The organism is Shinella sp. OV683, assembly GCF_057787725.1.
Window position 1 is genome coordinate 2,884,436 of sequence record NZ_CM173543.1, and the last position, 22,969, is coordinate 2,907,404.

A 22,969-nucleotide genomic window follows, 5' to 3' on the forward strand; every position below is an offset into this window, starting at 1 on the left:
CATACTTCTCCATTTCGAACAGAGAAGTATAGATTATATCTGCCAGATCAAGCCGCCACAGGCCGCTCGATGCGGATCACCTGCGGCTCGCCGATGAGATAGCCTTCGGTCTTGATCGCGACGACGGCCTTGCGCACGGATTGCTCCGTCGTCGCATGGGTGACAAGGATCACCGTCTGGCGCTCGGCTTTATCGTTGTGGGCCTTGGGGCGCTGCATGATCGATTCCAGCGAGATCTGGTTTTCTGCCATGCGGGTGGCGATGCTGGCAAAGACGCCGGCCTTGTCCTGGACCGTCAGGCGGATGAAGTAGCCGCCTTCATGGCTCTGGATCTCGCCACGCTTGTACGTGTCTAGCTGCTTGGCAGGACGGCCGAGGCTAGGCACCAGCTGTGCGCCGGGGCGGCTCTTGGCGATGTCAGCGATGTCGCCCATGACGGCGGAGGCCGTGGCATTGCCGCCGGCACCTGGGCCGACCATCAGCAGTTCGCCCAGCACATCGGACTCGATCGCCACAGCGTTGGTGACGCCATCGACCTGGGCGATCACCGAATCCTGCGGCACCATGGTTGGGTGGACGCGCTGCTCGATACCGGACGCAGTCTTCTGGGCGACACCCAGCAGCTTGATGCGATAGCCAAGGTCGGCTGCCGCCTCGATATCCTCGAGCGAGATGTTGGTGATGCCTTCCAGATAGATGTCGTCGGCCGCGATCTGCGTGCCGAAAGCCAGTGTCGTAAGGATCGATAGTTTGTGGGCGGTATCGTTGCCTTCGATGTCGAAAGCGGGATCGGCTTCGGCATACCCAAGACGCTGGGCTTCCTTGAGGCAGGCCTCAAAGCTCAGCTTTTCCTTCTCCATCCGGGTCAGGATGTAGTTGCAGGTGCCGTTCATGATGCCGTAGACGCGCGACACGGTGTTGCCGGTCAGCGATTCACGCAGCGCCTTGATAACGGGAATCCCACCGGCCACCGCCGCTTCGAAATTGAGGATGGCGCCCTTGTCTTCGGCGATACCAGCAAGCTCGACGCCCGCCCTGGCGAGCAGCGCCTTGTTGGCCGTCACCACGTGGAGACCACGCGTCAGCGCTGCCTTGACCGAGGCATAGGCCGGATCGCTGGCACCACCCATCAGTTCGACAAAGACTTCGATATCGGCATGCCTGGCCATTTCGACGGCATCGTCAAACCATTCCATCCCGGAAATATCGATGCCGCGATCGCGTGAGCGGTCGCGTGCCGAAACAGCGGTGACGACAATCGGGCGACCGCAGGCCACTGCCAGCATGTCGGCACGCGTCTGCAGCACACGGATCAGCGAAGCGCCAACAGTTCCCAAACCTGCAATGCCGATTTTAAGGGCATCAGCCATATCAAATTCCTGTCTTTTGTCTTTTACTAACGGGCGGATTTCAGGGCGACGACGTTGTGCAGCTTCTCGTCCGCGGAGGAAAGAAACTTCTTGATGCTGCGCGCCGCCTGGCGAATCCGGTGTTCATTTTCCACAAGCGCCAGGCGTACATAGTCATCGCCATATTCGCCGAAGCCGATGCCAGGGGCGACGGCGACGTCAGCCTTTTCGATCAGCAGCTTGGAGAATTCGAGCGAGCCGAGATGCTTGAACTTTTCCGGGATCGGAGCCCAGGCAAACATCGTCGCTTCCGGCGCAGGGATGTCGAATCCAGCCTTGCCGAAGGCATCGACCATGACGTCGCGGCGCTTCTTGTAGATGTCACGCACTTCGGCAATATCCGAACCGTCGCCGTTCAGCGCCGTGGTTGCAGCCACCTGGATCGGCGTGAACGCGCCGTAGTCGAGATAGGATTTGACCCGCGTCAGCGCGCTGATCAAACGCTCGTTGCCGACGGCAAAGCCCATGCGCCAGCCGGGCATGGAAAAGGTCTTGGACATCGAGGTGAATTCGACGGTGCAATCGATCGCACCCGGGACTTCGAGCACGGACGGTGGCGGCGTGTCGCCGAAGTAGATCTCCGCATAGGCGAGGTCGGAGAGTATGACGATCTCGTGCTTCTTCGCGAAGGCAACGACATCCCGATAGAAATCCAGCGTCGCCACATGCGCCGTCGGATTTGAAGGATAATTGATGACCAGTGCAATCGGCTTTGGGATCGAATGGCGCACGGCGCGCTCGATCGGCGCAAAGAAAGCCTCATTCGGCTCGACCGGAACGGAACGGATCACGCCGCCCGCCATCAGGAAGCCGAAGGCATGGATCGGATAGGTCGGGTTCGGGCAAATAATGACGTCGCCGGGCGCGGTGATCGCCTGCGCCATGTTGGCGAAGCCTTCCTTGGAACCAAGCGTCGCGACGATCTGGGTGTCCGGGTTCAGCTTCACGCCGAAACGGCGGGCATAGTAGTTGGCCTGGGCCTTGCGCAGGCCCGGAATGCCCTTGGAAGACGAATAGCGGTGGGTGCGCGGATCCTGGACCACTTCGCACAATTTATCGACGATCGCCTTGGGGGTCGGGAGATCTGGATTGCCCATGCCGAGGTCGATAATGTCTGCGCCGCCCGCTCGCGCCGATGCCTTCAAACGGTTGACCTGTTCGAACACATATGGCGGAAGGCGCCGGACCTTATGAAACTCTTCCATCTCTGACCTCTGTTTGATTGCGGCCTCATCATGCCGCAAATCACGCTTTGCGACCAAATCGACTGAAAGGCAAGTGCAAAAAGACCGCCGAGACCTGGCAAGGGAATAAGTCGCGTCAGCGCTGCGCCTCGGTTGCCATCCTGACGGCAAAACCGGCCAGCACGGTGCCCATGAGCCAGCGCTGGATGATCAGCCATGTCGGGCGGGAAGCGAGGAAGGCGGCAATCGATCCGGCGATGAATACGATCATCGAATTGAAGCTGACGCTGACGATAATCTGGGTGAAGCCGAGCATCAGCGACTGGCCGAGCACGCTGCCCTGCTCCGGATGGATGAATTGCGGCAGAAGCGAAAAATACATCACCGCGATCTTCGGATTGAGCAAGGCGGTCACAAGCCCCATCGACAACAGCTTGCGCGTGCTGTCGGCCGGAAGGTTCTTGACCTGGAAAGGCGAGCGGCCGCCAGGCCTCACGGCCTGCCAGGCCAGATAAAGCAGATAGGCCGCGCCGCAGATTTTGAGGGCATCATAGGCATAGGGAACGGCAAGCAGGAGCGAGGTGATGCCGAGGGCCGCGCAGCACATATAGAAGACAAGGCCGACAGCGACGCCGATCAGCGAGATCAGGCCCGCCGTGCGCCCTTGCGAGATCGAGCGCGACACGAGATAGACCATGTTCGGTCCGGGCGTCAGCACCATGCCAATGCATATCAAGGCAAAGAGAAAGAGGCTTGTCGTGGTCGGCATGTCACCGTTTTCCTATCGGGCGGTCTTGGAGATCACTTGGGTTTCTGGGTCTCGGCGTTGAGATCCTGCAGTTCCTTGACGCGTCGGCGATACTCGGCTTCCGAGATCGCGCCGGCCCGCTTGCGGGCAGCCAGATAGGACAGTTGCTTCTCCTGCTTGGCGGCATCTTCGTTGCTCATCTGCGGCATCGCCTGGGTGAGCGGCTTGGAGAAATCCGGATAGACATCGCTGCGCGGTCCGTCATCGGCTGTCCGCGTGGACGAGCAGGCAGACAAGGCCGCAGCAACCAGAATGGCGCAGGAAGTCGCGGAAAGGCTCAATTTCAGTGGTGGCTTACGCTTCTGCAAAGTCATATTCCGCTCGCTTTGGGCCCTGACATGAATTTAACGACATTTGGTCCTAAACGCTAGAAATTGCAACGCGTTTCATGCACAGTGACCGCCAATGAACAACTAAGTCGGCGCGGAGCCGGCGATAACAGACGCTTCGGGGAGCGAACAAAGCAATGACCGACAACAGCACGGCCGACGACAAATCCGGCAAGGCGCTGCCCGGTTTCGACCCCAAGACCTTCGAGCCTTTCCTCATCAAGAATCCGGAAGCGCTGACGGTCAACCTCGCGCGTTCGCTGGAAAATCTTGGCAAGGCAGCCACTGAATGGCTGGCGCCACGCGAAAACGGCGAAAAGCTCGATCTGGTCAGCGAGCCGATGACGGACATTGTCCGCACACTATCGCAGGTCGTGGAATATTGGGTTGCCGATCCCAATCGAGCGCTGCAGGCCCAGACGCTGCTGTTTTCGACATATTTCCAGATCTGGATGCAGTCGATGCAGACAGCAGCTGGCGCCATCGGTGTGGACGCTCCTGTCGTGCGGGACGACAAACGGTTCTCGGACGAAGAATGGAAGCAGCATCCGTTCTTCAGCTTTCTCCGCCAGATCTACACGGTCACCGCTGACTGGGCTGAAAAGCTGGTTGCCAATGCCGACGGGCTTGACGAGCACACACGCCACAAGGCCGCCTTCTACGTCCGCCAAGTGACCGCGGCGCTGTCGCCCACCAATTTCGTGCTGACCAATCCGGTTCTCTATAAGGAGACGGTCGCCCGCAACGGCGCCAATCTCGTCGAAGGCATGAAGAAGCTTGCCGAGGACGTGCAGGCTGGCGGCGGTGAGCTTCGCATCCGCCAGACCGACATGACCAAGTTCCAGGTCGGCGAGAACATGGCGATCACGCCCGGCAAGGTGATTGCCGAGAACGACCTTTGCCAGATCCTGCAATACGAGTCGGCAACCGACGATGTGCTGAAGCGCCCTCTGCTGATCTGCCCGCCCTGGATCAACAAGTTCTACGTACTCGATCTCAATCCGCAGAAGAGTTTCATCAAGTGGTGCGTCGAGCAGGGTCACAGCGTCTTCGTGATCTCCTGGGTCAACCCCGACGAGCGGCATGCCGACAAGGATTGGGCGGACTACGCCAGGGAAGGCATCGATTTCGCGCTCGACACGATCACCAAGGCGACGGGCGAAAAGGAAGTCAATGCGATCGGCTATTGCGTCGGCGGCACGCTGCTTGCTGCGACATTGGCGCTGCATGCGGAGCGCGGCGACAAGCGCATCAAGACGGCAACGTTGTTCACCACCCAGGTCGATTTCACCTATGCCGGCGACCTGAAGGTGTTCGTCGACGAGCCGCAGATCCTGACGCTCGAAAAGAGCATGGCAGTGGAAGGCTATCTCGATGGCTCGAAGATGGCGCTGGCCTTCAACATGCTGCGGGCTTCGGAACTGATCTGGCCGTATTTCGTCAACAACTACCTCAAGGGGCAGGAGCCGACACCGTTCGATCTGTTGTTCTGGAACGCCGATTCCACCCGCATGGCCGCGGCCAATCATTCCTACTATCTGCGCAACTGCTATCTCGACAACAATCTCGCCCGTGGCGAAATGGTGCTCGACGGCAAGAAGCTCGATCTGAAGAAGGTGAAAATCCCGGTCTATAATCTCGCCGCCCGCGAGGATCACATTGCACCGGCAAAATCGGTGTTCATCGGCTCCAAGCTGTTCGGTGGCGAGGTCAAGTATGTGGTGTCTGGCTCGGGACATATCGCTGGCGTCGTCAATCATCCCGACAAGAAGAAGTATCAGTACTGGTCGAATGGCGCGGTCGAGGGCGAGTACGAGGACTGGCTCGCGCATGCGACGGAAACCGCTGGATCCTGGTGGCCGAACTGGCACGAATGGATCGAGGCGCACGACGACAAGAAGGCCAAGCCGCGCAAGCCTGGCGGCGACCAGCTCAACCCGATCGAGGAAGCGCCGGGCTCCTATGTGCGGGTGCGGGTCTGATCCTGCCGCCTGAGCGTGAACTGTCACATCGGTGGAAATGCTTGATTGCGGCCGCCGAACCCGGCATAGAGTATGACAAGGCCGGGGACTGCAAATTTCCGGCAACGACAGCTATGATTTCGGAAAGCACTACGCATGGTTACCTATATCGAAGCCTATTCCGCGCCCATGAAGAATACCGGCGTGATCCGTCTTTACGGACCGGAGGCTTTCGACGGCATGCGCAAGGCCTGCCAGCTGACCGCGCGCTGCCTCGATGAACTGGTGCCGCTGGTCAAGCCGGGCGTAACCACCAACGAGATCGACCGCTTCGTGTTCGAATTCGGCATCGCCAATGGCGCCCTACCCGCCACGCTGAATTATCGCGGCTACCGTAAGTCCTGCTGCACATCGATCAATCACGTCGTCTGCCACGGTATTCCCGACGACAAGCCGCTGCGTGACGGCGATATCGTCAACATCGACGTGACCTTTGTGCTCGATGGCTGGCACGGCGATTCCAGCCGGATGTATCCGGTCGGCGAGGTCAAGCGTGCTGCCGAACGGCTGATGGAAGTCACCTACGAATCGTTGATGCGCGGCATTGCTGCCGTGAAGCCCGGCGCCCGCACCGGCGCGATCGGCGAAGCGATCCAGACATATGCAGAAAAGGAACGTTGCTCCGTCGTGCGAGATTTCTGCGGCCACGGCGTCGGCAAGCTGTTTCATGACGCGCCGAATATCCTGCACTATGGCCAGGCCAATGAAGGGCCGGAGCTCAAGGAAGGCATGATCTTCACGATCGAGCCGATGATCAATCTCGGCCGGCCGCATGTGAAAGTGCTATCCGACGGATGGACTGCGGTGACGCGCGACCGTTCGCTGACGGCACAGTATGAGCATGCCATCGGCGTTACGGCGGACGGCTGCGAGATCTTTACGCTGTCTCCCGCCAACCTCTTCACCCCCGGCTTGAAGGTCTGAACGACAGCATGATTTCCCCCGCCGGCCATTCCGATGATGAAAATGAGCCGGTGGCGCCGGAGGGCAACGACCATGACGAGCCCGCCGACGAGCGCGGCTTCTTCTCGGAGACGGTGCAGCCGCGCGTCAATGCCCGCAAGACGGCGGCACCGTCGCTCATACCAGCGCCCGAACTCCACTATCATGGCCACCGCGAACGGTTGCGTACGAAGTACCGCGACTATGGCGACACGGCGCTTGCCGATTACGAATTGCTCGAACTCATCCTTTTCCGTTTGATCCCGCGCCGCGACACCAAGCCGATCGCCAAGGCGCTGATCGACCGGTTCGGAACGCTGGGTGGTGTGTTCGGTGCGCCGATCCACCTGCTGCAGGAGGTCAAGGGCATCGGCGAGGCAGTCGCCACCGACCTCAAGCTTATTTCCACAGTGGCGCATCGCTCGCTGAAAAGCGAGATCAAGGGCAAGAAGGTGCTGGCCTCATGGTCGTCGGTGATCGACTATTGCCATCAGGCGATGGCCTACGAGACCAATGAGCAATTCCGCATCCTTTTTCTCGACAAGCGCAACCAGCTGATCGCCGATGAGGTCCAGCAGCGTGGCACGGTCGACCACACCCCGGTCTATCCGCGCGAAGTGGTGAAGCGGGCGCTGGAGCTCTCGGCCACCGCGATCATTCTCGTCCACAACCATCCCTCCGGCGACCCGACGCCCTCGCGCGCCGATATCGACATGACGCATATGATCATCAACACCGCCAAGCCGCTGGGCATCACCGTGCATGACCACATCATCATCGGCAAGGACGGGCATGCGAGCATGAAGGGCCTCAGGCTGATCTAACCGACCTATTTCGACATGCATTGGTTTCGCATCGAAGCTCCGATTTGCGTTGGGACTGTGGTGCAGGCCCCACGTTATGACGCATCCTGAGGGAGCGAACGGCGCCTTGCGAGAACGTGGCTTCCAATCACAATGGCGAGTGCTGCGGCGATCAGAATCGACGCGACGACGAACGTGATCCGCATACCAGCGGCAACCGCCTCGGGGCGCGCTGTGGTGACGTCTGACGTGGCCGATGCCAAGGCGAACACAGCGCCCATCACGGATGCACCCGACATGAGGCCGAGATTACGCGACAGGTTGAGCATGCCGGACATGACGCCCCGCTGGTCCGGGCGGATATCTGACATCACTGTGGTGTTGTTGGCTGCCTGGAACAATTGATAACCGGGGGTCAAGACGGCGATGGCAGCGATGTAGCCCGCGATGCCTGATATAGCCGGAAGCACGGATAGAGCAATGGAACCAGCCGCCATTGCGATAAGTCCAACGATGACCACGAATGGCGCGCCCAAACGGTCGACAATACGACCGGCTGGGACGCCGCTCAGTGCGGAGATGATTGGGCCAATCGACATAACGAGCCCAACAACAGCCGCATCGAGCCCGAGCGCTCGCGAGAGGTAGAACGGACCGACCACCAGCGTCGCCATCATCACTGTAGCGACGAGCGCGTTTGTGGCTAGGCTGGCACTCAACACTACATTGCGGAACGCCGCCAATCGGATCAATGGCGATGCCACCCTAGCCTCCGCCAGCACAAAGAGGCCGCCGCCCAAGACTGCAGCCAACAGCAGAGCCATGTTGAGCGGGCCGAAACTACCGCGCCCCGTCGTCACGGCGAGTGCATAAGCCGCGAGCGTCAAAGCAAGCAGCAGCGTGCCCGCAATGTCGAAGCCGGCACGATCCGCCTTCGGTCCTAGGCGATCAACGGGCAGATGGTGGTAAGCGAGAACGAAAGCCAGTATACCCAGCGGCACGTTGACCAAGAAGATCGACCGCCAGCCGGCGCCGGCGATCAGTACGCCGCCGAGCGATGGACCGAGGGCGGTGCCGACCGCTGACATCGTTCCGAGCAGCCCCATGGCGCTGCCGGCCTTTGCCCTTGGCACCGTTTCGCCGACAAAGGCCATGGCGAGCGCCATCATGATCGCCGCGCCCAAACCCTGCACCGCCCGTGCGGCAATCAACAGCCAAAGGGTGGGTGCCGCACCACAAAGGACCGAAGCCGCCGTGAACAGGACGATGCCGGCCAACAGGAGGCGTCGGCGACCGATGATGTCACCGAGCCGCCCGACGCTGACGATCAAGGTGGTGATCGCGAGGAGATAGGCCAGCACGACCCATTGGACTTGCTGGAACGAAGCATTGAAAACCTGGGCCAATGTCGGCAATCCGACATTGGCGATGCTCGTGCCCAGCGACGACAGCAACATGGATAGTGAAAGACTGGCCAGCGCCCAGCGAACCGAAGCTGTCAGGTTGACACCTGCTGCCGGCTCATCGCGTTCCTCAGTAACTTTCCTCAACATGAATTTCCCTTTTCCGGCGCCCCTCGAAACGGAGCCCTCCAGAACAGTAGTTCTTCGCCAAGCATGGCGGAAGCCGCAGCATTTGCACTCATTCATTGCGTTTGACGCTATGCCAAGTTGCGCCGGACATGCTAAGATCGGTGTATGTCGCATCCCGATCTCAATCTGCTCATCACCCTCGACGTGCTCCTGACGGAAGGCAGCGTCGTACGCGCAGCTCAAAGGCTGCAGCTGAGCCCATCGGCGATGAGCCGGGCGCTGGCGCGACTGCGTGAGACGACGGGCGATCCATTGCTGGTGCGGGCCGGACGCAGCCTTGTTCCGACGCCCCGGGCGCTTGAGCTTCGCGAGTGCGTGGGCCAGATCGTCGAAGACGCCAAAGCCGTTCTGCGTCCTGCTGAGATGCTTGACCTGAAACACCTCGTGCGAACATTCACGCTCAGAAACAGGGAGGGCTTTGTCGAGAATTTCGGGCCGGGTCTGATCGCGCGCGTGGGCGAACAAGCGCCGGGCGTGCGGTTGCGTTTTTTGCCGAAACTGGACAAGGACAGCGCGCCGCTGCGTGACGGGACCATTGATCTTGAAACCGGCGTGGTCGGCGGGGCCACGGGACCGGAGATGCGCGCACAAGCGCTGTTTCACGATCGTTTCGTCGGTGTCGTACGGATGGGGCATCCGTTATGCGAGGGGACGATCACGGCCGCGCGTTACGCAAACGGCCGGCACATTCTCGTGTCTCGTCGCGGGCTCGGCGGGGGATCGATCGACGACGCGTCTGAACTGCTCGGGTTGAAACGAGAGATTGTCACGACCGTCGGCGGCTTTTCGGAGGCGCTGGCCCTGACGCGGGCCTCCGACCTGATCGCCAGCGTTCCCGAACGCTATACGGGAAATCTGCGCGATGGAATGTTCTGTTTCCCTCTACCGGTCTTCATCCCGGAAATCCTGATTTCGTTGCTCTGGCACCCACGGCTGGACGCTGATCCAGCCCATCGATGGCTGCGCGAATGCGTTCGCGACGTCTGTGCGGCGCAATCACCGATTCATTGACGGCCAGAGCACTGTCGGCCCGATGGGGCGGTGCGACAGATTTAATTCTTTGATCCTCTGGTAATGGTCAATCAGTTTCCTAGATAGCTTGGAACGCCCTGCCCGCGGGGTGTCGAGATTCGCCCTGATCATTTTCAAGCCGAAAGCGACGAGACCCATGCTCCAGTCCTCTATCCAGCTCTTCACCCCGTTTCCCATCCGTTTGCTCACTCTCAAGAATCGCCTCGTCGTCTCGCCGATGTGCCAGTATTCCGCCATTGGCGGTTTTGCCGCCGACTGGCATTTCGCTCATCTCGGTCGGTTTGGTATCGGCGGTTTCGGCCTGGTGATGGTAGAGGCGACAGCAGTGTCGCCCGAGGGTCGGATCTCCTATGGTGATCTGGGCCTCTGGGACGACGATCAGATCGAACCGCTGGCCCGCATCGTAGGCTTCCTGCATTCGCAGGGTGCCGCAGCCGGCATCCAGCTTGCCCATGCCGGGCGCAAGGCCTCGACGCCGGTGCCCTTTCGCCCCCACGTCGAGGACACGGAGAAGGCTTCCATCGGATATGAGGAGTGGCAGCCGATCGCGCCGAGCGCGGTCATCCATTCTGAGAAGATGCCAGGCTTCACTCAGCCGCGTGAAATGACGCTTGCCGATATCCAGCAATACAAGGAACATTTCATTGCCGCCGTCGGCCGCGCCGAGGAAGCAGGCTTTGACGTGATCGAAATCCATGCCGCACATGGCTATCTTCTGAACCAGTTCCTGTCACTGCTGGCCAACAAGCGTAGCGATGAATATGGCGGCAGCAGAGACAACCGGATGCGACTGTTGCTGGAGCTGACGGAATCGGTTCGCGCAGCATGGCCTCACCAGAAACCGCTCTTCGTGCGAATCTCGGCAACGGACAATCATCCCGACGGCTGCACGATCGAGGACAGCGTGGTGTTGGTCGAGAAGCTGAAGGCGCTCGGCGTCGATGTCGTCGATTGCTCGTCCGGCGGCTTCGACGGCGCGGCCTTCCGGCCCAAAGCGCTCTACCAGGTGCCGTTATCTGCAGAACTGCGCGAGAAGACCGGCATTGCGACCATGGCCGTCGGCCTGATCACCGATCCGGAGGAAGCCGAGTCAATCATCGAGCACGGCGAGGCAGATCTCGTGGCACTCGCCCGCGAAGCGCTCGAAGACCCTCAATGGCCGCTGCATGCCCATCACCAGCTCCTGCCATCCGACGACGGCTATTTGGCCTGGCCGAAGCAGGCGGGCTACGCGATCAGAAACAAGGACAGGGCGCTCAAGCAGCGCGCTTTCGTAGAGTAAAATGCGGATAAAAGGAAACCCCGGAAATCATACGATTTTCGGGGTTTCCTGATTTCAGCAAGCAAGGCAGGTCAAACCAGCCGGCTCTGCTCCAGAGCGGCGGTTATGAAGCTGGCAAACAGTGGATGCGGCTCGAACGGACGGCTCTTCAACTCCGGATGGTACTGAACGCCGATGAACCAAGGATGGTCGGGATACTCGATCGTTTCCGGCAATACGCCGTCCGGTGACATGCCCGAGAACACCAGGCCGCACTTTTCCAGCCGGTCCTTGTAGTCGACATTGACCTCATAGCGATGACGATGGCGCTCGGAAATCTCGGTGGACTCGTAGATGTCGGCGATCTTGGTGTCCTTCTTCAGAACCGCGCGATAGGCGCCGAGGCGCATCGTACCGCCGAGGTCGCCGCTGGCAGAACGTTTTTCGAGTTCGTTGCCCTTGATCCATTCGGTCATCAAGCCGACGACCGGCTCGGAAGTCTTGCCGAATTCGGTGGACGAGGCCTTCTCGACACCGGCCAGGTTGCGGGCCGCTTCGATGACGGCCATCTGCATGCCGAAACAGATGCCGAAATAGGGTACCTTGCGCTCGCGGGCGAACTTGGCTGCCTGGATCTTGCCTTCCGAACCGCGCTCACCGAAGCCGCCCGGCACCAGGATGCCGTGCACCTTCTCGAGATAAGGCGACGGATCTTCCTTTTCGAAGACCTCGGATTCGATCCACTCGAGATTGACCTTCACTTGGTTGGCGATGCCGCCATGGTAAAGTGCCTCGATCAAGGACTTATAGGCATCCTTGAGGCCGGTATATTTGCCGACGATGGCAATCGTAACAGCGCCTTCCGGATTGTGGATGCGGCGGGAAACCTCTTCCCACGATTCCATACGCGGCTGTGGCGCCGGCTCGATGCCGAAGGCGGCAAGCACTTCGTCGTCAAGGCCTTCCTTGTGGTAGGCGATCGGCACGTCATAGATGCTGGCGACATCAAGCGCCTGGATGACGGCGGACAGTCGGACATTGCAGAACAGCGACAGCTTGCGGCGCTCGGCTTCCGGAATCTCGCGATCGGCGCGGACCAGCAGGATATCGGGATGGATGCCCATCGCCTGCAGTTCCTTGACGGAATGCTGGGTCGGCTTGGTCTTGAGTTCGCCGGCCGCCGGGATATAGGGCATCAATGTCAGATGCAGATAGACGGCAGTGTTGCGCGGCAGGTCGTTGCCAAGCTGGCGGATCGCCTCAACGAATGGCATTGCCTCGATATCGCCGACCGTGCCACCGATTTCGCAGATGACGAAGTCGTAGCCGTCGTTGCCGCTGATCACGAAATCCTTGATCTCATTGGTGACGTGCGGAATGACCTGGACGGTCGCGCCGAGATAGTCGCCACGACGTTCCTTGTCGATGATGTTCTTGTAGATGCGGCCGGTGGTGATGTTGTCGGCCTTACTGGCTGAGCGCCCCGTGAACCGCTCGTAGTGGCCGAGATCCAGGTCGGTCTCGGCGCCGTCGTCGGTCACGAACACTTCCCCGTGCTGGGTCGGGCTCATCGTACCGGGATCGACATTGAGGTAAGGGTCAAGTTTGCGTATGCGGACCCGGTATCCCCGAGCTTGCAGCAACGCCCCAAGTGCTGCGGCTGCGATCCCCTTCCCGAGGGAAGAAACCACACCGCCAGTAATGAAAACATATCGCGCCATGGGCTTTACCCGTTACTTCTTCCTGGCTGATTCCGCCAGTGATAATTTCAACCAAAACGAATTTTCCTGGGAAAGGCAAAGCCCTTCCCACGAAAAAACCGGCAGGAAATCCCGCCGGTTTATGAATGTTTTTCAGTGGATCACTTGGCCTGCGCTGGCGCCGGATCCTTTGCCGCGTCGGCGGGCTTGGCAACAGCCGCCGGGTCGACCGCGGGCTTGGCGTCGGTGGCAGCCGCATCGGCAGGCTTGACGTCGGCGGGCTTGGCTTCGGTCGCCTTGTCAGCAGGCTTGACGACATTGGTGTTGTCGCCGCCGGTCGGAATCGCATTCGGATCAGCCGGCTTTTCTTCGGTCTTCTTGTCCTTCGACGGGCCCAGCGTATCGAGCAGGCTCTTGTCGCCCGACGTCGTGGTCGGAAGCTTGTTGAGGATATCGGTCGGCCGGCCTTCGTAGCGCGCCAGAATGCCGAGGCCCAGCGAGGTCACGAAGAACAGAGCCGCCAGGATCGCGGTCGTGCGCGTCAGCGCATTGGCCGCGCCACGGGCGCTCATGAAGCCGGAGCCGCCGCCGATGCCGAGGCCACCGCCTTCGGAACGCTGGATAAGCACGACGCCGACAAGCGCCAGCACGATCATCAAATGGATCACGATCAATACGGTCTGCATAAGTCCAATCCCGTCCGAGCGTTCCCGGACAAATCCTACAATTGGGGCGCTCTTACACGAGCCTTGTTTAATTTGAAAGCCCCTTAGAGCCTTTCACGGTTAAATGCAGAGAAAGGCTGTGGGCGGATTCGCGTTTAGCGCGCCCCGCTACTAGGCACCGATTTCGCTGTAGACTTGAGAAATGGCTAGGAAGTCCGCCGATTTCAAGCTCGCACCACCAATCAGGGCACCATCGACATTGGCGATGCTCATCAATTCCTTGGCATTGGACGGCTTTACCGAGCCGCCATAGAGAATGCGCATCTTCGCGCCCTCGCCGCCGAAACGCTTGGTGAGCTCTTCACGCATGAATGCATGCGCTTCGCGCACATCCTCTGCGGTCGGGGTCAGGCCGGTGCCGATCGCCCAGACGGGCTCATAGGCGATGACCGTGCGATGCGCCGTGGCGCCGTCCGGGATCGAGCCGGCAAGCTGGCGCTTGAGAACCTCAAGCGTCGTGCCGCCCTTGCGCTCGGCTTCGGTCTCGCCGATGCAGATAATGGCGGTGAGGTCGGCAGCATGGGCAGCTTCAGCCTTGGCGCGTACCAGAGCGTCGTTTTCGCCATGCAGGGTACGGCGTTCGGAATGGCCGACGATGACATAGGTGCCGAAGCAATCGGCGACCATCTCGGCGGAGATGTCGCCGGTAAAGGCACCAGATTTGGCGACATGGCAGTCCTGGGCGCCGATCTTCAGCGGGCTATCGGTCACCAGTGCGGTTGCCACATAGAGCAGCGTTACCGGTGGGCAGATCAGCGCGTCGATCTTGTCGGCCAACGGCGCGATGCCTTCGGCGATCGCCTTCAATTCATTCAACGAATCGCGTGTGCCATTCATTTTCCAGTTGCCTGCGACCAGCGGCCGGACCTTTGGCGTCATTCGATTTCCCCCTCGCTTGCCCATGTGTTGCCTTCGCTGTACCAGAAGCGGTAAAAATATCGCAAGCGAAAGTTCGGCAGCAGACTCGCTTGACCATAAAAACGCCAGCAGCAGACCAAAGAATAAAACGGCAGGATTGACCGTTTTCATTTCGAAGACTTCAATCCGCGTGCCGGGCCTAATGCGACGTCCCCGCCCGCGACAAAGGAAACTGCATCATGCCCGCCTTGATCCGCAACGCACGCTTGGCTGCCGGACTGCTGGCTACCCTGCTGCTCATGGCTTCGGTCGTCTCGGCCGAGGCTGCGGCCCGCATTGCGCTGGTCATCGGCATGTCGAAATACCAGAACATTCCGTCGCTGGCCAACACGGTCAAGGATGCCAACGAAATCTCGATGACGCTGAAAAAGCTCGGCTTCGAGGTGAAGACTTCCATCGACCAGCCGCTCGCCGATCTCGTCAACACGCTCAACACATTCTCCTTTGACGCAGAGACCGCCGATATCGCCATGGTCTACTATGCCGGCCACGGCGTCGAACTCGGCGGCGAGAACTTCCTGATTCCGGTCGATGTGAAGATTTCCAAGCCCGAGCAGATCGCCTCGCAGGCCATCACGCTCAAGGCGCTGCTCAAAACCGTCGGGAATGCGCGCAAGCTGCGCATCGTCATCCTCGATTCCTGCCGCAACAATCCCTTTGCCGATTGGCCGCTGCAGGAAGTCGCCAAGGCAAGTTCGCCCGACTACCAGACCGGTGAAGTCACCAAGATCCGCTCCGGCGGCCTAGCGACACCGTCGGCAGACAAGGGCATGCTAGTCGTCTATGCCGCCAAGGAAGGCGAAGTGGCGCTTGACGGCGAAGGTGGGCACAGTCCGTTTGCCCGCGCCTTGATCAAGGAATTGCCGGCCCGCGACATCGAAATCGGCATGATGTTCCGCAAGGTGCGCGACATCGTCATGGCCGAGACCAAGAACAAGCAGGAGCCGCATTTCTACGGCTCGCTGTCGGGCGTCCCGTATTTCCTCGCGGGCTCGGACATGAATGTCGCCTCGATCGACGATCGCAAGGTGGCCTGGGGCTCGCTGGCAGCGGATCAGGAGCTGCAGCTTGCCTCGCTGGTAGACGACGGCAATGTCCGCGCCATGATCGGGCTCGGCTACATGTCGCTGAGCCCCGACAAATCCCGTTTCAAGCCACAGAAGGCGTTCGAGCTCTTCACTCGCGCAGCCGATAATGGCGATCCGGAAGCGATGTTCGAACTTGGCAAACTCTATGAGAAGGGTATCGGCACCAATCAGGATTTTGCCAAGGCGATCGACCTCTACCAAAAGTCGGCCGATCTCGGCTTTGCCGATGCGATCAATGATCTCGGCTTCCTCTACTATCAGGGGGCAAGTGGTCTCAAGCGTGATCCGCAGAAGGGCATCGACCTCTTCCTCAAGGCAGCCGATCTTCGTCATCCGCAGGCGATGTACAATGTCGCCGCACTGATCGACGACGGCGTGGTCAAGGGCAAGACGTCCGAGGATGCGGCCCGCTATCTCTACGCCGCACTCCGCTCGGGCGTGAAAGATGTGCTTGCCCAGCTCTCCGAACGACCCAACCAGTTCAAGCCCGCAACCCGCAAGGCCTTGCAGACGGAACTGGCCAAAAACAGTTTCTATTCGGGCAAGATCGATGGCAGTATCGGCCAGGGGACGCAGCGCAGCATGCGGATCGCCTTTGGTGAAAAGGTGGATTGAGGGAACCGTTGAAATGCTAGGGAAAACTGCCGATTACTCCATTCGTGCCGTCCTCTTGATGTCGATGACATTTTATGGCGTGGCGCCGGCCGCTGCATCCATCATGCCTAAAGCCGCCCTGCCCGGCGCCGGTCGGGATGCGAAAATGCGCGCGGCAACGTCCGAGCTCGAAACGATTTTTGCAGCGTTCCGCGAACCGCCGGCTCGGCAGTCGGTCGATCACCCCAATCCCGGCAAGGACAGTCAAAGCAATTCCCATAATCCGGATAAGGACAGAAGCCGTATCGAGCTTCCTCTCTCCCAGCTCATGACCCGCAAGATCGTCCTCGACTTCAGCTCCATTCGCCGGGAATGCGGCCAATATGACGAAGTCTATCGCATCGACTGCCTGCGGCAGGGCATAGACATGCTCGTCGCCTCGCTGCCCGACAACAGTGAGTATCGCGAGGCCAAGCAGATTCTCAGAAAGGCAAGCGGCCGGCTCGGCCGCATCGTGTCGGCCTACCAGGATCGCAATGCGCCGAAACTTGAGGCGCCGGTCGATGCCAATCCGCGCTTCAAGAAGCGCCGCAAATACACCGCCATCAAGCGCGAAGCTGTTCCGGATGCGATGGCCAAGGCCACCGATGTGATCAATGAAGCCACCACAGAGTTGCTCCGCTCGGGCGAAAATTCTGAGCGCCGCTACGCGCATTATCAAGATATCTCGGTCGCCGTGGACTCGACGAAAACGCTGCTTCGGTCGGGCTGATCGACCTGCACAACAATCATGCATGACCAAGCCCCGCCTCGCGCGGCGTCTTGGTTTTTTGGCCCGTTTATAGCGTTAACCATGCTGCAATGCACAAAACCATTGCCCGCTTGTCGTGCAAACCTGTAAGTCGTTAATTTCTATATTGTTTTTAGAAAAACACGCGATTCAGCTGCATTGCACCTGATCGCAACCGAGTGCGTTTCTCGGCCTCTCGGCAAATGCCGTCAACCTGTTGTTAATGGAAGCCAAAATTTTGATCGCCGCCTGAAAATGAGGCGATGCATGCATATTTGCATGGCAGTTGCATATTTTTTGCACTGCACATTCTTATTACACAAGTGTATAAGGATCTCAAGTTTGAAGCGCGGCACATGCCGGCGCACTTAAAAGTCTGAAGAGGAAAATATCATGAACCCGCTCCGTATCGTATCCAATTGGGTCAACTATCGCCGCACGATTTCTGAACTGTCCAACCTGTCGAACGACACGCTCTCCGACATCGGTGTGAACCGTTACCAGATCCGCAACATTGCGGCCCGTTCCTTCCGTTAAGAGAAGCACGGTCAAGTCTAGGGAAACAAAAGCGGCGCCTTTCGGCGCCGTTTTGCATTTCGGCTTTTGCATCCGGATAGCGGTCTTGGTAAACTAAATCGCACGTGATATGAGCCCGCCATGACGACATTACCCTCCCCCATTCACATCATCGGCGGCGGCCTCGCTGGTTCAGAAGCTGCCTGGCAGATCGCCAATCGCGGCGTTCCGGTCATCCTGCACGAGATGCGCGGCGTTCGCGCCACTGACGCCCACAAGACCGACAGCCTCGCCGAGCTGGTCTGCTCCAATTCCTTTCGCTCCGACGATTCGACCTCCAATGCCGTCGGCGTCCTGCATGCCGAGATGCGGCTTGCCGGCTCGCTGATCATGGCTGCCGCAGATCGCAACCAGGTGCCAGCCGGCGGCGCGCTGGCAGTCGACCGCGAAGGCTTTGCCGAAGCTGTGACGCATGAGATCTCCAACCATCCGCTGATCAGCATCGTACGAGAGGAAATTTCCGGCCTGCCGCCCGAAGAGTGGGACAATGTCATCGTCTCCACGGGCCCGCTGACGGCGCCGTCGCTGGCAGAATCGATCCGCTCGGCAACCGGCGCCGATTCCCTCTCCTTCTTCGACGCGATCGCGCCGATTATCTATCGCGATACGATCAACATGGATGTCTGCTGGTTCCAGTCGCGCTACGACAAGGTGGGCCCCGGCGGCACCGGCAAGGACTACATCAATTGCCCGATGACTCGTGAGCAATACGAGGCCTTCGTCGAGGCGCTGAAGACCGGCGACAAGACCGAATTCAAGGATTGGGAGCACGTGCCCTATTTCGATGGCTGCCTGCCGATCGAAATCATGGCCGAGCGCGGCGTCGAGACCCTGCGGCACGGCCCGATGAAGCCGATGGGGTTGACGAATTCGCATAACCCGACAGTCAAGGCTTACGCTGTCGTGCAACTCCGCCAGGACAATGCGCTGGGCACGCTCTACAATATGGTCGGTTTCCAGACCAAGCTGAAATACGGCGCCCAGACGGACATCCTGCGGATGATCTCCGGCCTGGAGAATGCCGAATTTGCACGCCTCGGCGGCCTGCATCGCAATACCTACATCAACTCACCCGTACTGCTCGACCCGACATTAATGTTGAAGTCGCGTCCCGGCTTGCGCTTCGCTGGCCAGATTACCGGCTGTGAGGGCTATGTCGAAAGCGCAAGCGTCGGTCTGCTGGCAGGACGTTTTGCAGCGGCGGATCGGCTGGGCAAGCAAATCATGCCGCCACCGATTACCTCGGCCTTCGGCGCGTTGCTCAATCACATCACCGGCGGCCATATCGTCTCAGACGCGGAACCCGGCAAGCGGTCGTTCCAGCCGATGAACATCAATTTCGGTCTGTTTCCCGAGCCCGAGCCGGGTAGTGTGATCACGACTGTGGACGGCAAGCGTTTGAAGGGCAAGGACAAGATTGTCGCCAAGCGCCGGTCGATCGCAGCACGCGCGCTGGCGCATTGCCGCGAGTGGTTGGAAACCGCAGGCTGATCAGATCAGGCGTGGCTCGGCATTCCGAGCCGCGTCTCAGCCTTGGTCGCGAGGCTGCCGAGCAGCCACAACGATACCTCCGCCGCATCACGCGACGAGCGGAAGGGGAATTCTCCGGACATCGCTTTCAGGCCCGGAAAATCCAGAACCAGGCCCGAACCGTCCGCAGACGGCGTGACGTTGACGGCCGAGGGGTCGATCATGTGGCAGAAAAAGCGGTTTCCGTTGCGGCGCATGCAGCCGGTGCGGCCCGTCCACAATCTCAGGAACACCATTTCGCCATCGGCTGACATGATGACGTTGCGAATGGCTTCCGTCGGATAGGCCCGGCCAAATTCGACGATAGCGAGGCCTGCGTCGAAACGTTCGTCTTCCGTCTGTTGCTTGACCATGTTGGTAGCCCAGAAGAAGAACAGCAAAAACGCCACGATGATCACCGACCAAAGCAACACGACCATGACATCCTCCATTCCTATATTTGTCATGCTCCTACTCCCCGAAGCTTGCGCGGGCTGTGAAACACCCCGCGATCTACTGGTAAGTACGAATAGATAACGCCGGAAGCGTGCTTCCGGCGTTATGCATTTTAGAAGATGGTTAAGGACCTATTCCTCGTTTGCGGCAATCGGCCGAACCAGCGAGGTGATGCGGCGGATCGTAACACGGCGATTCAGCCGCTCCGGACCGTCGCTGTCGACCTTCAGGAACCGCTCGCCATAGCCCTGGGTCACCAGGTTTTCAGCCGGGATCTCGAACAGGTCCGAAAGCACGTTGGCGACCGATTCTGCGCGCTCATCCGACAGAACCAGGTTGGATTCATCGGAGCCGACGGCATCGGTATGGCCTTCGATCAGGAACGTTTCGCCCGGATCGCGGTCGAGAATGTCCTTGATGGCAGCGCCCACGCGCTTCAGCGAACCGGCCTGGCCCATGTCGATCTCGGCGCTGCCGGTTTCGAAGGTGATGGTATCAAGATCGATACGGCGCACCTTGTCGCGGATACGGGCGGAGTACTTGACTTCATCGACCGAGTAGACGCGCTCCACCGGCTCGACCGGCGGCTGCTCGAGGAACTCCTCGTAGTCGCGGTCCGGCTCGCTCGAGACATCGGCAATGTAGTCGCGCAGCGGAACGCGCAGGCGCATCGGCGGCAAGTCCTCACCGGCATCACGCAGATAGAGGCGATCACGGCCCTGCTCGAGCAGCGGCGAATAGAAGATCACCACTTCGCGATCGCGGCGATCGATGCGCGAGCGGCGAATGATTTCGCCCCAACGATTACGAACCGTCACGATGCGATCGCCATCCGGCCGGATGACGACCTCGCGGATACGACCGTTGCCGAGTTGTTCGTAGCGGGTTTCACCGTGACGGCCGAGACGGCCGCGGTCGTCGTCGCGTACGACAACCCGACCATCGATGTTGATGATGACGCGGAAGTCGTCATCGTGTTTGCCGACGCGACGGCCATCGCCATAGTCGTAGCCTTGGAAGCCAGTGATCCGCTGACCCCTTTCCTCAAGCACAGGATCGATTCGAACAGGCTTGCCCTTGTCACCCTTGAAGCCAGCCTGAGCATCCTTGTCGGACTTCGGTACCCGAGCGGGCTTGCCTTCTTCGCGTTCGCGCTTGCGGCGCTCCCGATCACCGCCGCGCTTGTCGGCGTCCTTGTCGCTGTCGAGGACGGCGGCGCCATTGGCGACCGGCAGTTCGATCGTATCGCTGGTCTTCGACGGATCGGCTGCAATCTCCTTGCGCTTCCGGATGCGCTCGGGCTTGTCGGCCGCAGCCTTGTCGCTGGACTGCGCCTCATCTGCCGCATCGGCGTTCTTCTTGGGCTTCTGCGTCTCGATTTCCTCGATGGAGCCGTTGGCATTGTCCTGCTGCGCGTCAGCGTTCTTCTTCTTCTTGCGCGGCTTTACCTGCTCCGCATCGCCAGACTGCTGATTGTCCTGCTGGATCTGCTGATCCTGCGCCTCTGCATTCTTCTTCCTGCGTGGCTTTACCTGCTCGGCATCGCCGGATTGCTGCTGGTCCTGCTGCATCTGCTGGTCTTGCTGAGCTTCGGCGTTCTTCTTCTTGCGCCTTACCGGCTGGGTGTCCTGGGACTGGTCCTGCTGCTGCATGTCCTGCTGCTGCATCTGCTGATCCTGGGCCTCGGCATTCTTCTTTTTGCGCTTCGGCGGTGCGACGTCCTGGACGTTGTCCTGCTGCACATCCTGTTGTTGAATCTGCTGCTCCTGCTGCGCTTCGGCGTTCTTCTTCCTGCGCTTGGGCTGCTCTGCGTCCTGCGAATTGTCTTGAGAACTATCCTGTGCGGCACCCTGTTCCTGCTGGTTGCGTTGCTTGCGCTGCTCACGGCGTTCCTTCTTCTGCTGTTGCTGAAGAAGTTCCTCGTCGGACTGGACCTTGATCACCAGCGACTGTGCCTCAACCGGCACAGCTGGCCGTACAAGCGTGGTTGCGAAGGCCGGCTCCATCCAGGCAAGCGCAATCAACGGGATTGCGGCCGTGGCAAGAAGCTTATTTTTAAACGCCATCGATGTGTTCCTCTTTGCTTTCTCTGATTCTGCTCGCCAAATCTGCGCAGTTTCCGGGCTTTTTTGTGATTCTGGTGATTTGGTCCCGAAGGTGACACTAGGATGACGAGCCTTTACCGACACTGAACTCGTGGTTCAGTTCCCGTTCACATTGATTAATTCGTCAGCTGAAAAGTTTTCATGACAAACTCTTCTTTGATGTTGCATTTCCGTCGGAAAGCATACGAATATTGGTTTAGCGCGGAGTGAAATAGCTTCGCCAAAACCGTCCATGCCGCTTTACCAGCAACAACCCTGCGGCGTGGTACTTAAAACAGGGGAAAAAACATGCGCATGACCAAACGTCTTGCTTTTGCCGCCACTATCTCGATTCTCTCGGCCGTTGCCGGTGCCACTCACGCCGCCGACAAGATCGTGATCGGCACGGAAGGCGCCTATCCACCCTTCAACAACCTGGAATCGGACGGTACGCTTACCGGCTTCGACGTCGACATTGCCAAGGCGCTGTGCGACGAGATGAAGGCCGAATGCACCTTCGTGACCCAGGATTGGGACGGCATCATTCCCGCCCTCCAGGCAAAGAAATTCGACGCTATCGTGGCTTCCATGTCGATCACGCCGGAGCGCAAGGAAAAGGTCGACTTCACGGAAAAATACTACAATACCCCGCCGGCCATCGCCGTGCCGAAGGATTCGACCATCACGGCCGCAACCGAAAATGCGCTCGACGGCAAGGTGCTCGGCGCACAGGCCTCGACGACCCATTCCAACTATGCCGAAGCGCATATGAAGAAGTCCGAGCTCAAGCTTTATCCGACGGCTGACGAATACAAGCTCGACCTCGCCAATGGCCGCATCGACGGCGCCGTCGACGACGTCGTCGTGTTGTCGGAATGGCTGAAGACACCGGACGGCGCATGCTGCAAGCTGCTCGGCACGTTGCCGATCGACCCGGTGATCAACGGCGAAGGCGCTGGCATTGCGGTCCGCAAGGGTGAGGATGCGCTGCGCGAAAAATTCAACGCGGCAATCAAGGCAATCCGGGCCAACGGCAAGTATCAGGAAATCAATGCCAAGTACTTCCCATTCGACGTCTATGGCAGCTGATCGGCGGAAATCGGCGTAAAACGATGACGGAAGGGTTGCCCTTCCGTCATTTTTGTTTG

General features: G+C 59.6%; 20 protein-coding genes. 10 read left to right on the forward strand and 10 right to left on the reverse strand.

Features of this window, described 5'->3' with window-relative positions; translation table 11 throughout:
* Nucleotides 1-47: 47 nt before the first annotated feature.
* The 4 genes from ACXHRN_RS13790 to ACXHRN_RS13805 form a co-directional block, all read right to left on the reverse strand.
* Complete coding sequence (locus ACXHRN_RS13790; RefSeq protein ID WP_488636885.1) at nt 48-1,370, reverse strand: homoserine dehydrogenase; 1,323 nt, start codon at nt 1,368-1,370, stop codon at nt 48-50.
* A gap of 26 nt (nt 1,371-1,396) precedes the next feature.
* Nucleotides 1,397-2,614, reverse strand: a complete 1,218-nt coding sequence (locus ACXHRN_RS13795) for an LL-diaminopimelate aminotransferase (protein ID WP_488636886.1) — start codon at nt 2,612-2,614, stop codon at nt 1,397-1,399.
* A gap of 115 nt (nt 2,615-2,729) precedes the next feature.
* A complete protein-coding gene (locus ACXHRN_RS13800; protein ID WP_488636887.1) occupies nt 2,730-3,362 on the reverse strand; it encodes a LysE family translocator in 633 nt (210 codons plus the stop codon).
* Nucleotides 3,363-3,394: 32 nt separating this feature from the next.
* Nucleotides 3,395-3,715 carry an SHOCT domain-containing protein gene (locus ACXHRN_RS13805; RefSeq protein WP_488636888.1) on the reverse strand — a complete coding sequence of 107 codons (321 nt, stop codon included), beginning with the start codon at nt 3,713-3,715 and terminating at the stop codon, nt 3,395-3,397.
* A gap of 152 nt (nt 3,716-3,867) precedes the next feature.
* Between ACXHRN_RS13805 and ACXHRN_RS13810 the strand changes: the two genes are divergently transcribed.
* The 3 genes from ACXHRN_RS13810 to radC all read left to right on the forward strand — a co-directional run bounded on the left by ACXHRN_RS13810 (nt 3,868) and on the right by radC (nt 7,517).
* A complete protein-coding gene (locus tag ACXHRN_RS13810) occupies nt 3,868-5,712 on the forward strand; it encodes a PHA/PHB synthase family protein (RefSeq protein ID WP_488636889.1) in 1,845 nt (614 codons plus the stop codon).
* Between the two features lie 135 nt (nt 5,713-5,847).
* A complete protein-coding gene (map, locus tag ACXHRN_RS13815) occupies nt 5,848-6,675 on the forward strand; it encodes a type I methionyl aminopeptidase (RefSeq protein WP_488636890.1) in 828 nt (275 codons plus the stop codon).
* Nucleotides 6,676-6,683: 8 nt separating this feature from the next.
* Nucleotides 6,684-7,517, forward strand: a complete 834-nt coding sequence (radC, locus tag ACXHRN_RS13820; protein ID WP_488636891.1) for a RadC family protein — start codon at nt 6,684-6,686, stop codon at nt 7,515-7,517.
* Nucleotides 7,518-7,591: 74 nt separating this feature from the next.
* On the opposite strand, the gene ACXHRN_RS13825 is transcribed toward radC, so the two are convergent.
* Nucleotides 7,592-9,049: an MFS transporter gene (locus ACXHRN_RS13825; protein WP_488636892.1), complete on the reverse strand. Its 1,458-nt coding sequence runs from the start codon at nt 9,047-9,049 to the stop codon at nt 7,592-7,594.
* Between the two features lie 144 nt (nt 9,050-9,193).
* On the opposite strand from ACXHRN_RS13825, the gene ACXHRN_RS13830 reads away from it, so the two are divergent.
* Together ACXHRN_RS13830 and ACXHRN_RS13835 are read left to right on the forward strand one after the other, a co-directional pair.
* The gene (locus ACXHRN_RS13830; RefSeq protein WP_488636893.1) at nt 9,194-10,099 is read left to right on the forward strand and encodes a LysR family transcriptional regulator; all 906 of its coding nucleotides are present in this window, start codon (nt 9,194-9,196) and stop codon (nt 10,097-10,099) included.
* 157 nt (nt 10,100-10,256) lie between these two features.
* Nucleotides 10,257-11,402: an NADH:flavin oxidoreductase/NADH oxidase gene (locus tag ACXHRN_RS13835; protein ID WP_488636894.1), complete on the forward strand. Its 1,146-nt coding sequence runs from the start codon at nt 10,257-10,259 to the stop codon at nt 11,400-11,402.
* A 71-nt stretch (nt 11,403-11,473) separates the two neighbouring features.
* Here ACXHRN_RS13835 and pyrG read toward each other — a convergent pair whose 3' ends face one another.
* The 3 genes from pyrG to tpiA all read right to left on the reverse strand — a co-directional run bounded on the left by pyrG (nt 11,474) and on the right by tpiA (nt 14,685).
* Nucleotides 11,474-13,102, reverse strand: a complete 1,629-nt coding sequence (gene pyrG / locus ACXHRN_RS13840; protein ID WP_488636895.1) for a CTP synthase — start codon at nt 13,100-13,102, stop codon at nt 11,474-11,476.
* A 140-nt stretch (nt 13,103-13,242) separates the two neighbouring features.
* Nucleotides 13,243-13,767: a preprotein translocase subunit SecG gene (gene secG, locus ACXHRN_RS13845; protein WP_488636896.1), complete on the reverse strand. Its 525-nt coding sequence runs from the start codon at nt 13,765-13,767 to the stop codon at nt 13,243-13,245.
* 150 nt (nt 13,768-13,917) lie between these two features.
* Complete coding sequence (gene tpiA, locus ACXHRN_RS13850; RefSeq protein WP_488636897.1) at nt 13,918-14,685, reverse strand: triose-phosphate isomerase; 768 nt, start codon at nt 14,683-14,685, stop codon at nt 13,918-13,920.
* Between the two features lie 218 nt (nt 14,686-14,903).
* Here tpiA and ACXHRN_RS13855 point away from each other — a divergent pair, with 218 nt between their 5' ends.
* The 4 genes from ACXHRN_RS13855 to trmFO all read left to right on the forward strand — a co-directional run bounded on the left by ACXHRN_RS13855 (nt 14,904) and on the right by trmFO (nt 19,263).
* The gene (locus tag ACXHRN_RS13855; protein ID WP_488636898.1) at nt 14,904-16,427 is read left to right on the forward strand and encodes a caspase family protein; all 1,524 of its coding nucleotides are present in this window, start codon (nt 14,904-14,906) and stop codon (nt 16,425-16,427) included.
* A gap of 13 nt (nt 16,428-16,440) precedes the next feature.
* Nucleotides 16,441-17,178 carry a hypothetical protein gene (locus ACXHRN_RS13860; RefSeq protein WP_488636899.1) on the forward strand — a complete coding sequence of 246 codons (738 nt, stop codon included), beginning with the start codon at nt 16,441-16,443 and terminating at the stop codon, nt 17,176-17,178.
* Nucleotides 17,179-17,589: 411 nt separating this feature from the next.
* Nucleotides 17,590-17,733 (forward strand): DUF1127 domain-containing protein, encoded by a 144-nt coding sequence (locus ACXHRN_RS13865; RefSeq protein ID WP_488636900.1) that lies wholly within the window; start codon nt 17,590-17,592, stop codon nt 17,731-17,733.
* A gap of 120 nt (nt 17,734-17,853) precedes the next feature.
* Nucleotides 17,854-19,263: a methylenetetrahydrofolate--tRNA-(uracil(54)-C(5))-methyltransferase (FADH(2)-oxidizing) TrmFO gene (gene trmFO, locus ACXHRN_RS13870; protein WP_488636901.1), complete on the forward strand. Its 1,410-nt coding sequence runs from the start codon at nt 17,854-17,856 to the stop codon at nt 19,261-19,263.
* A gap of 5 nt (nt 19,264-19,268) precedes the next feature.
* On the opposite strand, the gene ACXHRN_RS13875 is transcribed toward trmFO, so the two are convergent.
* Nucleotides 19,269-19,748 (reverse strand): hypothetical protein, encoded by a 480-nt coding sequence (locus tag ACXHRN_RS13875; protein ID WP_488636902.1) that lies wholly within the window; start codon nt 19,746-19,748, stop codon nt 19,269-19,271.
* Between the two features lie 120 nt (nt 19,749-19,868).
* A complete protein-coding gene (locus tag ACXHRN_RS13880) occupies nt 19,869-21,803 on the reverse strand; it encodes an OmpA family protein (RefSeq protein WP_488636903.1) in 1,935 nt (644 codons plus the stop codon).
* A gap of 327 nt (nt 21,804-22,130) precedes the next feature.
* On the opposite strand from ACXHRN_RS13880, the gene ACXHRN_RS13885 reads away from it, so the two are divergent.
* On the forward strand, nt 22,131-22,910 hold the full coding sequence (locus tag ACXHRN_RS13885; protein WP_488636904.1) for an ABC transporter substrate-binding protein: 780 nt from the start codon (nt 22,131-22,133) through the stop codon (nt 22,908-22,910).
* The last annotated feature ends 59 nt before the right edge of the window (nt 22,911-22,969 follow it).